At 66.9% G+C, this 13,974-nt stretch carries 13 protein-coding genes; 2 read left to right on the forward strand and 11 right to left on the reverse strand.

Annotated features, from left to right (window positions below; all coding sequences use genetic code 11):
• Window positions 1-24: 24 nt before the first annotated feature.
• From N4261_RS25615 to N4261_RS25665, 11 genes are all read right to left on the reverse strand, one after another.
• The gene (locus N4261_RS25615; protein WP_261758074.1) at window positions 25-1,344 is read right to left on the reverse strand and encodes a restriction endonuclease subunit S; all 1,320 of its coding nucleotides are present in this window, start codon (window positions 1,342-1,344) and stop codon (window positions 25-27) included.
• Complete coding sequence (locus tag N4261_RS25620) at window positions 1,344-3,467, reverse strand: type I restriction-modification system subunit M (protein WP_261758076.1); 2,124 nt, start codon at window positions 3,465-3,467, stop codon at window positions 1,344-1,346. The genes N4261_RS25615 and N4261_RS25620 overlap by 1 nt, the downstream gene beginning before the upstream one ends.
• Window positions 3,468-3,699: 232 nt before the next feature.
• A complete protein-coding gene (locus N4261_RS25625) occupies window positions 3,700-4,155 on the reverse strand; it encodes a CesT family type III secretion system chaperone (RefSeq protein ID WP_261758077.1) in 456 nt (151 codons plus the stop codon).
• Window positions 4,152-4,973, reverse strand: coding sequence for a hypothetical protein (locus tag N4261_RS25630; protein ID WP_261758078.1), 822 nt, complete (start codon window positions 4,971-4,973; stop codon window positions 4,152-4,154). Before N4261_RS25630 ends, N4261_RS25625 begins: the two co-directional genes overlap by 4 nt.
• Window positions 4,970-5,233 carry a type III secretion system export apparatus subunit SctS gene (sctS, locus tag N4261_RS25635; protein WP_261758080.1) on the reverse strand — a complete coding sequence of 88 codons (264 nt, stop codon included), beginning with the start codon at window positions 5,231-5,233 and terminating at the stop codon, window positions 4,970-4,972. The genes N4261_RS25630 and sctS overlap by 4 nt, the downstream gene beginning before the upstream one ends.
• A 37-nt stretch (window positions 5,234-5,270) precedes the next feature.
• A complete protein-coding gene (gene sctR / locus N4261_RS25640) occupies window positions 5,271-5,927 on the reverse strand; it encodes a type III secretion system export apparatus subunit SctR (RefSeq protein ID WP_261758081.1) in 657 nt (218 codons plus the stop codon).
• Complete coding sequence (gene sctQ, locus N4261_RS25645) at window positions 5,905-6,903, reverse strand: type III secretion system cytoplasmic ring protein SctQ (protein ID WP_261758082.1); 999 nt, start codon at window positions 6,901-6,903, stop codon at window positions 5,905-5,907. The genes sctR and sctQ overlap by 23 nt, the downstream gene beginning before the upstream one ends.
• Window positions 6,900-7,604 carry a type III secretion HpaP family protein gene (locus tag N4261_RS25650; protein ID WP_261758083.1) on the reverse strand — a complete coding sequence of 235 codons (705 nt, stop codon included), beginning with the start codon at window positions 7,602-7,604 and terminating at the stop codon, window positions 6,900-6,902. The genes sctQ and N4261_RS25650 overlap by 4 nt, the downstream gene beginning before the upstream one ends.
• Window positions 7,605-7,620: 16 nt before the next feature.
• The gene (sctV, locus tag N4261_RS25655; RefSeq protein ID WP_261758085.1) at window positions 7,621-9,678 is read right to left on the reverse strand and encodes a type III secretion system export apparatus subunit SctV; all 2,058 of its coding nucleotides are present in this window, start codon (window positions 9,676-9,678) and stop codon (window positions 7,621-7,623) included.
• 50 nt (window positions 9,679-9,728) lie between these two features.
• Window positions 9,729-10,808 carry a type III secretion system export apparatus subunit SctU gene (gene sctU, locus N4261_RS25660; RefSeq protein WP_261758086.1) on the reverse strand — a complete coding sequence of 360 codons (1,080 nt, stop codon included), beginning with the start codon at window positions 10,806-10,808 and terminating at the stop codon, window positions 9,729-9,731.
• 9 nt (window positions 10,809-10,817) lie between these two features.
• Window positions 10,818-11,462, reverse strand: a complete 645-nt coding sequence (locus N4261_RS25665) for a GNAT family N-acetyltransferase (RefSeq protein ID WP_261758087.1) — start codon at window positions 11,460-11,462, stop codon at window positions 10,818-10,820.
• A 230-nt stretch (window positions 11,463-11,692) separates the two neighbouring features.
• Here N4261_RS25665 and N4261_RS25670 point away from each other — a divergent pair, with 230 nt between their 5' ends.
• The gene (locus N4261_RS25670) at window positions 11,693-13,171 is read left to right on the forward strand and encodes a helix-turn-helix transcriptional regulator (RefSeq protein ID WP_261758088.1); all 1,479 of its coding nucleotides are present in this window, start codon (window positions 11,693-11,695) and stop codon (window positions 13,169-13,171) included.
• 14 nt (window positions 13,172-13,185) lie between these two features.
• Window positions 13,186-13,848 carry a hypothetical protein gene (locus N4261_RS25675; protein ID WP_261758090.1) on the forward strand — a complete coding sequence of 221 codons (663 nt, stop codon included), beginning with the start codon at window positions 13,186-13,188 and terminating at the stop codon, window positions 13,846-13,848.
• Window positions 13,849-13,974: the final 126 nt, after the last annotated feature.

Below are 13,974 nucleotides of genomic sequence, written 5' to 3' on the forward strand. Positions count from 1 at the left end.
GCCGGCTGTGGAGAAGGGGACCTATTAACTGTTTATCGCCTCACGCGGCGCGGCCTCTGCGGGCGGCGGCTGCATGCTGGGCGGGAACTGGATGTCTAACGCATCGACGCGGAGTTTGCCGGAGATCAGGCGGGGGAGCAGGGCGTCACGGGTAGCGCGTAAGCGGGTGTTGGCCCGGCGCAGCATGAGCGACTGCTCAAAAATCGGCTCAGCTACTTCGTTGTACCTGTCACGAAGGGCGAAGCCAGGATTGATCAGTGGAATGATCTTGAAGGTGTCCATGACCACGTTGTCGAAGACGCCAGAGTTCGAGACCCCTTTGATCACATTGACTGCGCACCTGAGCCCGGCGAACACGAAGTACGGCTTCTTGTCGATCTTGGGGACCAGCGCGTAGCAGGACTGGTTCATGGCCATCGGCTCACCGGCCAACACTAGGTTGCCGACCGTCCCCCGTGCGGTGATGAAGATCGTGTCCTTCGGAAAGCGCCTGGATGCGCAATTTTCCAAGCCCAGTTCGGTGATGCTCTGTTCAGTCTGCAAGCAATACGCACCGTCATGCGAATCCTTCGGAGAGAAGAAGGGGATATCACCACCCCAGTATTGGCTGACCTCCGTGCTCGGCGTGCCACCACCTAGAACCTGCACCATCTCGGTGGCCGTTGATGCCTGCCAACCCAAAGGCATTCCTCGCTCGTGTGCAGCCGTTGCATATCCAGGAAACCGCATCCGCACAAACCACTCGCGGTAGATCTCTTCGGCCATGGACTCCAGCAAGGCGATGCGGCGCTGGTTGTTGGCGATCAGGTCGTCGTAGCTCTTGAGCGTCGCCGCGATCTTGGGCTGGGCGGCTTTCTCGTGGAGCGCTAGCCGCGTCTTTGTCCTGAAGGCAGTGAACTGGAACCGGGCAACCCCTGTGTGCTGAAGATTGAAGACGCCCATGTACCCGGAGACGTAAAGCGCCTGGAGTACGTAGTAAAGGTAGACGGGCTGGACTTTGTCTCGGTCAACGCGCAAATGCCGAGCAAAGCTCGAACACAATACCGGGCGATCTCCCCGAGACGCCAAGAACTCCTTGGTGACGAGTGCAGTTCTGCCTGTCGATTGCTTGGCAGTACCGCCAGCTGTTTCGATGAGGATGTCATCGGCCTCGAGAGCCTTGCGCACGACCAAGTGCTCAGGGACCCAGCGTTGAGGTAGCTCAAGGCTCGGAGCGTTCAGACTGGCGAAGTCAGTCCCGCGAATGACGTCGCAGAGCACATGCCCTGGCGCCTCTTGGCCTTCCCCCCACTCGCCATCCTTGGTCTCGGCAATGAGGTCAGAAAACAGGATTGGCGCTTGCATCACGTTTGCTGTTCCTCGCCCAACACGGTCGAGACGTTTTCGGCGATGGTGCGCTGAAGCGCGCTTGCGACATCACTCAGTTCCTGAAGCTGATCGCGAGCGACGGCGAGGTCCGCCAGGAACTCCTCCTCCGTCTTCCCGTCTTCCTCAATCACCACCCCTACATACCGGCCGGGGTTTAGCGACCAATCCTGCTCGGCCATCTCCTCGCGGCTGGCGAGCTTGCACAGGCCTGTGACGTCTTCGTAGGCGGCCTGGGGGAAGCGCTCCTGCAGCCAGCTCACATGCTGGTAGTACAGCTCGGCGGCCTTCAACTCATCGTGCAGAGCCTGCACCGCCGCCTTCACGCCCTTGGTCTGGCGGTTAGCGGTGGCGCGCTTGCCATCCGCCTTTGCGGCCTCGGCCTTGCGCTTGTCCATCTCCCGGATGGCCTTGTCCAGCGCCTTCACCGCTGCGTGCAGGCCGGTGAAGAAGGGCGTGAACTGGGCACGCAGCAGGTGCTGGGTTTTGTTGCGCTCGTCCACGCTGTGCTTCTGGCCGCGGGTGCGTTCGTGCTGGTCCTGGGCCTGTGCCAGCGGAGCGAGCTGGCCCCACTGCGCCTGCAGCGCGTCGATGGCGTCGCGCGCGGCCTGGTTGGTCTGGGCATCGGCCGCTTCTTCAGCCAGCACGGAAAGCAGGCGTTCGCTCAAGGCAGGCAGGTGCTCGGCCGCGTCCTTGAGTTGCGCCATACCTTGATGCAGGTAGCGGTCCACCTGGTCCACGAACTCCTGGCGGCGGCCCTTGTGCAGGCGGGGGATGAGGGCGATGTTCTGAATCTGCTCGTCGCTCAGCTCGCGGTGGGCGCGGTCCACCTGCGTGAAGATGTTGCGGGCGTCGATGAACAGCACCTTTTCATCGGTCTTGCCCTTGTCGAAGAACCACAGCGTGGCCGGCAGCGTGACGGTGTAGAACAGGTTGGACGGCAGCGTGAGCATGCCGTAGATGAGGTTCTGCCCGATGAGCGTCTGGCGGATGTCGGCCTCGGAGTGGCGGGCATCGCTGGCCGAGTTGGCCATCACCAGCGCGGCGCGGCCACCGGGTTTGAGCGAAGTGGCGAAGAGGTTGATCCAGAGGTAGTTGCCGTTGGGAACGGTCTCGACGGCTTTTTCCTTGCCGTCCTTGCCGCCCACTGCTTTGGCCTTGGTCTTGTTGCGGGGCACGCCGTAGGTGTTGAAGCGGCGGTCCTTCTCCACGGCGTCCAGCGTCACGTCGTCCACGTTGAACGGCGGGTTGGCCATCACGTAGTCGAAGGCGCCGAAGGCGTTGAAGGGGTCCTCGTAATAGGTGTTGGCCTGCTTGATGTCGCCGCGGAGGTTGTTCACGGCGAGGTTCATCTTGGCGAGCTTCACCGTCTCCAACGTCTTCTCGGTGCCGCAGACGAAGACGTCCAGATCAGCGGCCTTGTCGGCCTGGTGCTGGTGGATGAACTCGGCCGACTGCACGAACATGCCGCCGGAGCCGCAAGCCGGGTCGAAGACCTTACCGCCATGGGGCTCGATGATCTCGGTCATCAGCTTGACGACGGAGCGCGGCGTGAAGAATTCGCCGCCGCCCTGGCCCTCGCTGAGCGCGAAGTTGGCGAGGAAGTATTCATAGATCTGGCCGAACACGTCGCCCGAGGCATCCACCGGGATGTCGGAGAACAGCTTGAGCAGATCCTTGGGGATGTGCTGGTTCTTGGGGCTGCGTGTGAAGCGGTCGTACTCCTCCTGCGGGAGCACGCCCAGCAGCTCTGGCTTGGTGTTCTCGATGCTGGCCATCGCGGCGCGGATGGCCTTGGCGATGTTTTCCTTCTCGGGCAGGTTCAGCAGGTAGTCGTAGCGGGCCTGGGGCTTCAGGTAGAAGCCGCACCTCTCGATGGCGATGTCTTGCTCGCTGCGCTCGGCTCGCGTGCCCTTGAGCTTGGCGTACTCCTGGTCGATGGCCGCTTCGTGCTGACGGTACTTGTTATCGGCGAACTTGAGGAAGATCAGGCCCAGGACGGGGGTGCTGTACTCGCTGGCCTTGAGGTCGGAATTGGCGCGGAGCTTGTCGGCGGCAATCCAGAGGTCAGTTTCTAGTCTTTTTAGTTGGTCACGATTCATGCCCCGAATGGTAACGGAGGGACAAAGTCCGGCCATGTCAGTGACCGCTTAGCATCGGCTCGGAGTAGCCCGGACGCGCTGGACGAAGCCCAGCAATCGCGGCACCGCGATCAACGACGAGACCACCAGCTGGCAGGTAAGTGGGCAGTCGTTCCGTCTTCGCTGACAGCCGCTCCAGCTTGAACGAGGTCCAACAGCAGCGATCGCTTGCTCAGCCCAATGGCTCAACCCCTCACACCCGCAGCCACGCGTAATCGCCGTGGCTCAGGCTCTCGAACATCTCGTCTTCGGCAACAAGGATGTTCTCCCTCCAGTACCGGCCGTGCTCCGCGTAATGGTTGAAGGTGTCCGCCAGATACACGCCATCCGTATCGTGCGTCATGGGAATGCGCACGATCAGCAGCACCAGGCCGGTATCGGCATCCAGGCCAAGCTGCGCCTGGTCCTGCGCATACAGCGTGAGATTGGCTTCCAGCATCAGCCGAAACACCCGCAGGCTGCGGCCGGAGGTGACGCTGCCGAAGGTGAAGTTCAGGTACATCGCCTCCGGGTCGTTGTCGTAATGCCCAAGCAGCACCTCGAAGCCCTCGACCTCGATGGCATTGCGGGCGATGGCGGTCTCGGCATCGGGCAGTTCCACCACCTCGCACAGCTCGCGGATCAGTTGGCAATAGCGGTCGTAGCTCATGAACGTCGCTCCAGGGGCGATGGCAGCGTGGCGCGCTGCAGCAACGCATTGCGGACATCGGCCAGGCCTTGCGGGCCCTCCGGCAGCGGCCGCAATGCCCGCAACGCAAAGATCGGGAACAGCAGATTGGCATTGCGCTCCGCCTCGGTGCCCGAAGGCGGCTTGCCCGCCTTGGCACACCAGGCCATGACCGCGGCCTTGACCTCGGCCATCGTGGGCGTCTGGCTGTCGGCCGGTCGGTGCCGCGCCGCGGCCGCCAGCGTCGCCAGCCGAGTGGCCGCCGCCGCGGTGGCGTTGCCGAAGTAGAGCGAGGCGATCGCATCGAACATCGCCTCCGCCGGCATGCCGCCGGGCGCAGGCGTGGCCAGCATCCGCGCCGCAGCCGGCTTGCGGCTCTGGCGCAGGGCGGCACCTTCGCCCACCGGCGGTCCGGGCGGCGGCGGTGGGGAATGGGACCGATCGGTCAGGCTGCCGCGCTGTTGCGGATCCGATGACGCGCCGGAACGCTGCTGGCCTTTCGGGCCGCTGACCGACTGCATCGACATCTGTGCCAACTGCTGCGGGTCCGAAGCCGGCAACTGCGCATGGTCGTCCTCGGGATGACCGGCGGATCGGGCGTTGGGCGCAGGTCGCGGCTTGGCGCGGGGAGCCGGGCCCGTGTTGCGACGCGCCGGCGCCTGGGCCCGCGGCGCATGCCGATAGGTGGTGCCCTTGTGGCTGCCACCGGCGAACCCCTTGTGGCCGTGGCCGGACGCGTGCTGCTCCTGCGCCCGCGCCTCGGCCGCCTGCTGGGTCTGTTGGGCGCGGTCGAGCCTCATGTCTGGAACACGGCGGCGAAGAGATTTTCCGAGAACTTCATCAGCGTCGAGCCGGCCCAGGGCGCGGTCAACACGACCACGCCGGTCACCGCCAGCAGCTTGATGCCCTGCGAGATGCTCGAATCCTGCAGCGAAGTGATGGCCTGGAAGAACGACACCAGCAGGCCGATCACCGCCGACACCACCACCGCCGGCAGCGACAGCACCACACACATCATCAGCGCTTCAGACGTCAGTTGGACGATCACGTCATAGTTCATGCGGAACTCCGGTCAGAGGGCGTTGGGCACACCAGGCTCATCGGTAGGTCAGCACCAGGCCATGCACCAGTCGCGACCAGCCATCCAGCGTGACGAACAACAGCAGCTTGAACGGGATCGCCACATTGCTGGGCGTGACCTGCGACAAACCCATGGCCAGCAGCACATTGGCGATCACGATGTCGATCACGATGAAGGCCAGGTAGAGCAGGAAGCCGATGCGGAAAGCCGCCGTCAGCTCGCTGAGCAGGAAGGCCGGGGCGAGCACGATCAGGTCATCCTTCTTCAGCGCGGCGGCCTGGTCAGCCGGCCAGATGATGGCGGCCGACTTCAGGAAGAACTGCTTCTCCCGCTCCTCCGCATGCTGGTCGAGGAACTTCCGGAAAGGCTCGCGGGCCGAGTCCGCCGCCTGCATCAGGGTCTGGGTGCTGGAGCTCTGCGCCGACGGCGAGGTCAGGCCCTTGGACGCCTCGATGAACACCGGCGCCATGATGTAGCAGGAGATGATGATCGCCACGCCGTTGAGCACCATGTTGGGCGGCACCTGCTGAACGCCGATGGCATTGCGCAGCAGACCCAGCACGATCGAGATCTTGGTGTAGGACGTCACCACCATGGCGGCGAACGGCAGCGCCGCCAGCGCCAGCAGCACCAGGAACAGTGAGACGGGATCAGCTTGCGACAGCGGCGTCATGCACGAACTCCAGGCGGGTGATGCGAACGCCCAGCCGGTCGCCGATGGCGATCAACTGACCGTGGCCCAGCGTCTGGCCGTGGCAGATGAGGCGCACGGCCGCCTCGGCCAGCGGCACATCCAGCTCCACCGCATAGCCCGGCGCCATGTTGGCCAGATCGGCCAGGCTCACCCGCGCGGTGTCGAGCTCGAACGCGACCGGCAGCTGCAGCTCGTCCAAGGTGCTGGCGCTGGCGGCCGGGGCGTCGGGCACACCGGGGTCTTCGGCGACATAGGGGGACTCGGCAACATGCACGGTGAACTCCTTGGGATGGATGTGGACGCGGGCCTGCAGCGTGCGGCCCACGCCGCACAGCAGCAGCGGCGCCTGGTCGCCGGCCAGCACCACGTCGCCGATGCGCAGCGACTGCAGCACCGCACGCGGCAGGGATCGGGCCAGCAGCCGCAGGCGCGATCGCAGCGGCAGCGCGGCAAAGGGTTGGATGTCGGTGACGCCGGGCCGCAGGCAGAGCAGGCTGAGGCGGTCCAGCAAGTCGGCATCGGCGTCGTGCCAGCCGATGCGGAGGTCGCCGAAGCTCACCACGGCCACCTCGGGCGAAGGGCCGTCGATGGGGGCGACCGCCGCCACCCGCACCGTGCCCAGCGCGGGCGCCAGGGCCTCGGCCCAGGGGGCCAGCAAGACGGTGAGCACGGCGCAGGCATCGGCCGCATCGTCCATGGCGACAGCGAGTTGCAGGGCGGGCCAGTCCGCGATGTCGACCGCGAGGCTGAACCGGCCGTGGTCGCTGTCGCAGCTCAGCCGCCAGCGACCGCCACTGGCGCGTCGGGACACCGACACCGACGGATGCCGCAAGGTCTCGCTCAGCCAGCGGCTGAAACGCGCATCGAAGGCCAGGCGCGACAGCAGGGCCTGGCCCGGCGTGGACGCGGGCAGGCGCCCGGTCAACGGGGCGGCGGGAGGCGACGGCCGGGTCATGTGATCTCGATGTCGATGTGGCGATCGTCGGGCAGGGCCTGTCGCAGCAAACCGCGCAAGGCCTCGTGGTGCGCAGACACTAGGGCCAGCGAGCGGGTCGACTGGGTGCTGAAGCGAAGCTGCAGGCGATGGGGCGAAAAGCTCAGCCGCAACTCGGTGTGAGGCAGGGTCTCGGGATTGAGCGGCACCAGGATCGTCCAGCTGTGGAAGTTCGGATCCGAGCTGCGGCACAGCAGCGAAATGGTGTCGACCAAGGCGGCATCCCAGCCCTGCGGCAACGGCGTCCAGTTCACCACCGGCAGCGTGGGCAGCGGCGGATGCACCACCGGCGAGGCGGTGAAGCGGCCATCCTCCTCCGCCGTCTCCCGCGCGGCGATGCCCGGCACCGCCACCACCGGCGGCAGCGGTCGCTGACCGTCGGCCGGTGCGGCAGTGCCGGTGGGCGCGGCCGTCGCGGTGCGCGACGAACCTGCCGACGGCGACGCGTCACGCGCCGCCGGGGTCTCCGGCTTGCGGCGGTCCTCGGCCTTCTCCTCACGGGCGGTCCTGTCCGTCCGATCGGCCCCGGCGGGCACCGCGACCCGGCGCGTGCTGCCCAGCGCGCGCTGGAAGCGCTCGGCCTGCCGCGGGTCCACCGGCGGCGGTGGCACGGGCGGTCCTTCGATGATGCGCCGGATGCGGCGAACCTCTTCGTCGGTCATCGCGCGCAGGCCGCCATCAAGCCACCACGCGGCCCAGCGGCCGCAGCTCGATCTGGTTACCCAGCTCCTGGTACGAATACACCCGCATCCAGTCCAGGCGCGACTCGATCATCTTCTTCACATAGCGCCGGATGTCCATCGAGGTGATGACCGCCACGCCTCGCTGCGGCTGGTCGCCGACGATCTGCATCACCTTCTCGGTGATCGCGGCGGCGCTCTCCGGCGCCATCGCCAGGTAGTTGCCGGCCGGCGTGGGCTTGATGCACTGACGGATGGCCTGCTCGACCCCAGGATCCAGCAGGATGGCCGAGATGTAGTTCTGGCCCGCGCTGGCCTCGAAGCTGAGGTAGCGACCCAGATCGCCGCGCACATACTCGGTGAGCAGCAGCATGTCCTTTTCCTTCGGGCCCCAGGTGATCAGGCTCTCGAAGATGCTGCGCACATTGCGGATGGGCACCTGTTCCTCCAGCAGCCGGCGCATCACTTCGGCGATGCGCTGCAGCGGCAGGATCTTCTGCACCTCGGCCACCAGGCCCGGATAGTCGGCGGCGGCCTTGTCGACGATCCACTGGATCTCCTGCACGCCCATGAACAGGTGCGCATGACGGCGCAGCAGAAAGACGACCTGGCGGGCCACCACCTGCTCGATGTCCATGCACTTCGCGCGCTCGGCCTCCGGCACCTGCTCCGGCGGCAACCAGAGCGATTCCGCCTGATCCAGCAAGGCGCCGTGGCGCGCCGCCTGCGCGGCGAGGGGCGACTCCGGTGGCAGGCACAGCAGGCGTCCGGGCAGAGTGACATCGCGCACCGGCACATCGTTGATCAGCACCTCGAAACGCAGCGCCTCCAGCTCCGGCGCCACCCACATGCACACGCCGGGGAAGGGCACGCCGAGCATCGTCTGCAACTGCAGGCGCTCGCGTTCCATGGCGGTGTCGAGCTGCGCAGGGATCAGCAACTGCGCCAGCGCCGGGGACATCCGCACCGCCAGCGGCCGCGAGAAATGCGGCGCCTCATGCATGATGGACGGCGCGTCGCCCTTGGCGCCTTCGCGCTGCAGCGCGGCCATCGGCGCGGAGGCCACCTCGCCCTCGCCGGACTTGCGTTGGCGCGACAGATAACGCCCCGCCACCGCCAGGCCCACACCGAGCGCCAGAAACTGCAGCGCCGGGAAACCGGGCACTGCGGCGAAAGAAATCACCAGGCCGGACGCCAGGTACATCGCCCGCACGTTGGCGGTGAGCTGGGCAAAGATCTCCTGGCCCAGGGAGCGCGGCTTCTTCTCATGCTCATCCGCCACCCGGGTGATCAGCACGCCCGCGGCCACGCAGATGAAGAGCGACGGAATCTGCGACACCATCGCATCGCCGATCGACAGCACCGCAAAACGGTTGGCCGCCTCGCCGGCGGTCATGCCGTGGTACATGATGCCCACGACGATGCCGGCCAGGATGTTGACCAGCGTGATGATCAGACCGGCGATCGCATCGCCCTTCACGAACTTCATCGCGCCGTCCATGCCGCCATGCATCTGGCTTTCCATGCCCAGCAGCGCCCGCTTGCGACGGGCCTCGTCGCCCGAGAGCAGGCCGGCGCGCAGGTCGGCATCGATGCTCATCTGCTTGCCGGGCATTGCATCCAGGGTGAAGCGCGCGCCGACTTCCGCCACCCGTTCCGAGCCCTTGCTGATCACGATGAACTGCACCACCGTGATGATCAGGAACACCACGATGCCCACCACCAGGTTGCCACCCACCACCAGCTCGCCGAAGCTTTCGATCAGGTGACCCGCGTCCGCATGCAGCAGGATGGACTTGGTGGAGGCGATGTTCAACGACAGCCGGAACAGCGTGGTGAACAGCAGCAGCGACGGAAACGACGACAGCGCGACCGCATTCGGAATGAACAGCGAGGTCATCAACAGCAGCACGCTCACCGCCAGGTTGACGGCCAGCAGCGAGTCGATCGCCACCGTGGGCAGCGGCAAGATCATCAGGCCGACGATGGCCACGACCAGCAGGCTCATCGCCAGGTCGTTGCCGAGGGTGCCTTTGTCCAACAGGGGTCTGGCCATGGGGAACTCCGTGCGGGCGTGGGGGCGGACGTGAAGGTGGGGGACCGGAATCAGGCGGGCGGCGACGCGCGGGCGCCGCTGGCATCCAGACCGACACGGTCCAGCATCGCCACCCAGCGCAGCACGGCGGCCACGGCATCGAACAACGGCTCGGGGACGGTCTCGTCCAGCGCCACCTTGAACAGGGCACGCGCCAGCGGCGGATCGCCCACGATGGGCACCCCGCTGGCTTCGGCGATGCGGCGGATCTCCATGGCCTGCGCATCCGCGCCCTTGGCCACGATGATCGGCAGCGGGGTCTCGCCCGGCTTGTAGCGAAGCGCCACCGCATAGTGGGTGGGATTGGTCACCACCACCGTCGCGTTGGGCACCGACTGCTTCGGGTTGCTGTTGGCGATCTCGTTGGCCAGTCGGCGACGCTGGCCCTTGACGATGGGGTCGCCTTCCATTTCCTTGTATTCGCGCTTGACCTCGTCCTTGTCCATGCGCTGGTCGCGCATGAACAGCCATCGCTGGATGCCGAAGTCCACCGGGCCGATCACGATCAGGGCGATGACCGCGGCAATGAACAGCTTGAGCATCGCGCCCCAGGCCACCGCCACCACACCCATCGGGGTCTGCGTGGCCGCGCCCACCAGCAACGGGATCAGGCCGATGGTGATGACCGCGACCACCGCGCCCACTAGGATCGCCTTGAACACGGTCTTGATGAACTCGATGATGGAACGCATCGAGATCAGCTTCTTCAGGCCCGAGCCGGGATTGATCTTGTCGAAGTTGGGCGCGATCGGCTCGAAGGTGATGTTGAAGCCCACCTGCGCGAAGGACGCGATGATGCCCACCACAATCGCGGCCACCACGAACGGCAGCACGATCCACAGACCCTCGATGGCGATGTCGATGGCGATCGCATGCATCTGCTCGTTGCTGCTGATCTGCATGCCGATGCCGCTGGCCAGATCGAACAGCCGGCGCAGATGGTCCAGCGCGGTGCTGGCGGCCGCACTGAGGCAGACGGTCACCACCAGCAGGCCGGCGGCCGCATTGATGTCCTGGCTCTTGGGGGACTGGCCCTTCTTCTTGGCGTCGTCCAGCTTTTTCTGGCTGGGCTCTTCGGTCTTCTCACCCATGGCGCGCGCTCAACCGGTGACGTTGGGCAGGACCCGGCCCAGCAGCAGCATGTCGCGCCGCTTGCCGAAGGCGGTGATGGCGCCCGGCAGCGCGCCCCAGGCGTCGAAACCCGCGCGGCGCAGGACCGAGAGGCTGGCGGCGTTGTCGCTCCACACCATGGCCAGCAGCCGGTCCACGCCCCATTCGCTGGCGTTCTGGATCAGGTGATCCACCAGCCGCGTGCCGATGCCTCGTCCGCGCACACGCGGCGCGACGTAGTAGGCGATCTCGAACAGGGTGCTGAGGCCCGGCCGTTCATGCAGCCCGAGCGAGCCCATCCAGCCCACCACATCGCCATCCAGCTCGGCCACCAGCATGTGCCGCTTCGCACGCAGATGCACCGCGATCAGGTTGGCGGCCATGGGCAGGCTCATCGGACCGAGGTAGTGTGCAATCGGCGGGGCATCCAGTTGCCGGACCTGCGCCATCTGTTCGGCGAGCCAGCGCGCGCCGTCGGCCTCGGTGGTGCCGTCCGCCTGATAGGGTGGCGTGCGCAACGACGCGTTGTAGATGGCAGCGATCGCCTGCGCATCGGCCAGCGTGGCATGGCGAAGGCGGAGCTGAGCCAGCGGCTGGTGTTCCTGTTTCTCGGGGGCGGTCAGGGCGAGGGACACACGCGCTCCTTTGGGATCGAGGCGCGATGTCACCACTCGCTGCGACGATCTTTTCACCCGGGAGCGAAGCGTTGCGCGTGGACGCGAATTCGCGACGGCGCACGCATTGACCGGTCGGTCGGGCTGTGAGGATTGTTGAGAATTTCATCGTGAAGATGTGAGCATCGCGGCCCGCCCATCTGCCTACTATTTCCTTGCGCCGCTGTGGCGAATCAGCAAGGGAGTTGACGATGATGTTGCTTGCACTCAGCGGAATCCGATTGGACGCGCAGGATGCCGATGTGGCCCGCGCCGTCTGGCGCGGAGATGTGCAAGAGGCGCTGCACCTCGGTCTGGGACGCCTGGACCGCGTGGCCAGCGGTGAGCGTGATCGGCTCGCGGTGCTGGGCCAGGTCCTGGTGCAGGCGCTGCTGGTCGCGGGTCGCGAAGAGCAGGCCGAAGAGCTGGTCCAGAAGCAGCTGAGACTGTTCGAAGGCATGCCGCGATCACAGGTGCGGTGGATGTCCTCGATGGATCGGGGCTTCCTGTTCCTGCATCTGAACAAGCCGGGCCGCGCGGCGGAAACCTTCAATGTGGTGGCCGATGCGGAAGACGCGCCGGTGGCCTTGCGCATCGAGGCGCTGGCGGGCCTGGCCAAGGCGATGCAGGCCGTCGGCGAACACCGTCGGGCCACGCGCACGCTGGCCCATGCGGTCAACCTGGCGGCGTCGTCGACCCCGGTGGTGCAACGGCTGTTGGAGGCCATCGGTCTGGAGCTGCGCACCGCGCGCTGGCTGCGGCAGTTCGATGACCTGGGCGGCAGCGCCTGCGACGGCGCGATGGAACGGGTCACCGCCACCACGCTGCGCGCCTCTGCCGCGACCTTGCAATCAATGCCCGGCGTGGTGCAACGGTTGCACTTCCTGGCCGCGCTGATGGAGCCGGGGCTGGGACAGCCCGGCGGCACGGCGGAGGTCTTCGACATCCTGCGCTGGTGCCGCGAGCGCCGCCTGGTGCAGATGGAAGAGCGTGGCCGGGTGGAAGCCGCGCTGGCCTTGCTGGAACAGGGCAACGGCCATGCGGCCTCCGAGCTGCTGGGCTCGCTGGGTGTGGACGACGTGCGCCAGCAGCATCACCGCCACGCCATCGAGCTGCGCTACTGCGCCTCGCGGCTGCATGCGATGCAGGGCCGGCATGCCGATGCGCTGCGCTGCTACCGCCAACATGCGCAGCTGACGCTCACGCGGCTGCGCTCCGAACTCACCCGGGTGCCCTACTCCCGGTTCCTGGAGCATCAGGAACGGGCCGAGCAATCCGATGCCGACCAGTTGCGGCTGCCGCTGCGCTATCGCCGCGCCTACCAGTTCATCCTGGACCAGTTGCACGACAAGACCCTCTCGGTGCGGCGCATCGCCGCGGAGATCGATGTCACCGAGCGCGCGCTGCAGATGGCGTTCCGCACCCACCTGGGCCTCACGCCGGCGGAGGTGATTCGACGCCTGCGCATGACCTGCATCCGGACCGAGCTGCAGCATCTGTCGGGCCGTGAGAGCGTGCTGTCGGTGGCCTCGCGCTGGGGCATGGCCAACCGGTCGACGCTGGCGCAGAACTATCGCCAGCAGTTCGGTGAGACCCCGACGGCCACCTCCGCGTTGATCAGCCTCGCCGAAGGCGCCTCGCGCATCGACCTGCGCGACCGGGCGATCGACCGCATCGCCGACCGGGTGTAGGCGGACCCGACCGCATGCGACCCGACCTGCCTCGGCCTGCCACGCGGCCTGCGGTCTCGGGATCCGCGGCGGAAGAAGCCCGCCCGCTCGCTGCCACGGGCGATGCCACCGCGCGGCGCCGGGATGAAGGCGCCACCAAGCGGCAAGCGTCCGCGAGCCGCCTGTTGGGCGCGGTGACCCGGCATCTGCAAGAGGATGTCGACGACGAGCTGCGCGCTGGCGATCAGGCTGGCGACGGCGGTCCCAGTGTCGCGCCGTCCGCGGCGCCCGCAGAGAACGGCGCCTCGCCGGCGGGCCGCGTGGCGGGCGCCGGCAGCGGCAAGGCGCGACGTGCCGTGCGACGGGCCGGTGCTGCGGGCCGGCGATCCACCGCAGCGACCGAGGACGTCTGGTCGCAAGGCACCGAGGCGGCGGAAGCCTCCGCTTCGGTCGCGGGCCCGCAGGTGCGGATACAGCGCCATCGACCCATTTCACGCGTGGAGGCGATCCAGCCGGACGCGGGCACCACGCCGCATGCCTCCGGCAGGCGCCGGATCGCCTCCTGGGGCGCGTTGCTGGCCGCCGTGGTGGCGCTGGGGGTGCTGATGGCGGCGGGCTGGTTCGAGCGGCTCACCAATGCGGAAGGCAATGGGCCGGAACAGCGCCAGGAAGCGGCGGGGAACGCGGAGCCGCGTTGAGCGGGTGCAGCGCCCGACGCATGGCTCATGCAGCTTCGTGAGGTCGCCGCCCGAGCAGGGTCCAAGTCCATTCGCCCTTCGGCAAGGACCGCACCAAAGCGATCGTTTCAGACCGGCGTCAATGTT

It is taken from the genome of Roseateles amylovorans, assembly GCF_025398155.2.
In the GTDB taxonomy this organism is placed as follows: Bacteria; Pseudomonadota; Gammaproteobacteria; order Burkholderiales; family Burkholderiaceae_C; genus Roseateles; species Roseateles amylovorans.

Excerpts from the sequence above, each read along its gene's own strand:
- N4261_RS25615 (WP_261758074.1), bottom strand. The coding sequence starts at position 1,344 with ATGCAAGCGCCAATCCTGTTTTCTGACCTCATTGCCGAGACCAAGGAT.
- N4261_RS25620 (WP_261758076.1), bottom strand. The coding sequence starts at position 3,467 with ATGAATCGTGACCAACTAAAAAGACTAGAAACTGACCTCTGGATTGCC.
- N4261_RS25625 (WP_261758077.1), bottom strand. The coding sequence starts at position 4,155 with ATGAGCTACGACCGCTATTGCCAACTGATCCGCGAGCTGTGCGAGGTG.
- N4261_RS25630 (WP_261758078.1), bottom strand. The coding sequence starts at position 4,973 with ATGAGGCTCGACCGCGCCCAACAGACCCAGCAGGCGGCCGAGGCGCGG.
- sctS (WP_261758080.1), bottom strand. The coding sequence starts at position 5,233 with ATGAACTATGACGTGATCGTCCAACTGACGTCTGAAGCGCTGATGATG.
- sctR (WP_261758081.1), bottom strand. The coding sequence starts at position 5,927 with ATGACGCCGCTGTCGCAAGCTGATCCCGTCTCACTGTTCCTGGTGCTG.
- sctQ (WP_261758082.1), bottom strand. The coding sequence starts at position 6,903 with ATGACCCGGCCGTCGCCTCCCGCCGCCCCGTTGACCGGGCGCCTGCCC.
- N4261_RS25650 (WP_261758083.1), bottom strand. The coding sequence starts at position 7,604 with ATGACCGACGAAGAGGTTCGCCGCATCCGGCGCATCATCGAAGGACCG.
- sctV (WP_261758085.1), bottom strand. The coding sequence starts at position 9,678 with ATGGCCAGACCCCTGTTGGACAAAGGCACCCTCGGCAACGACCTGGCG.
- sctU (WP_261758086.1), bottom strand. The coding sequence starts at position 10,808 with ATGGGTGAGAAGACCGAAGAGCCCAGCCAGAAAAAGCTGGACGACGCC.
- N4261_RS25670 (WP_261758088.1), top strand. The coding sequence starts at position 11,693 with ATGATGTTGCTTGCACTCAGCGGAATCCGATTGGACGCGCAGGATGCC.
- N4261_RS25675 (WP_261758090.1), top strand. The coding sequence starts at position 13,186 with ATGCGACCCGACCTGCCTCGGCCTGCCACGCGGCCTGCGGTCTCGGGA.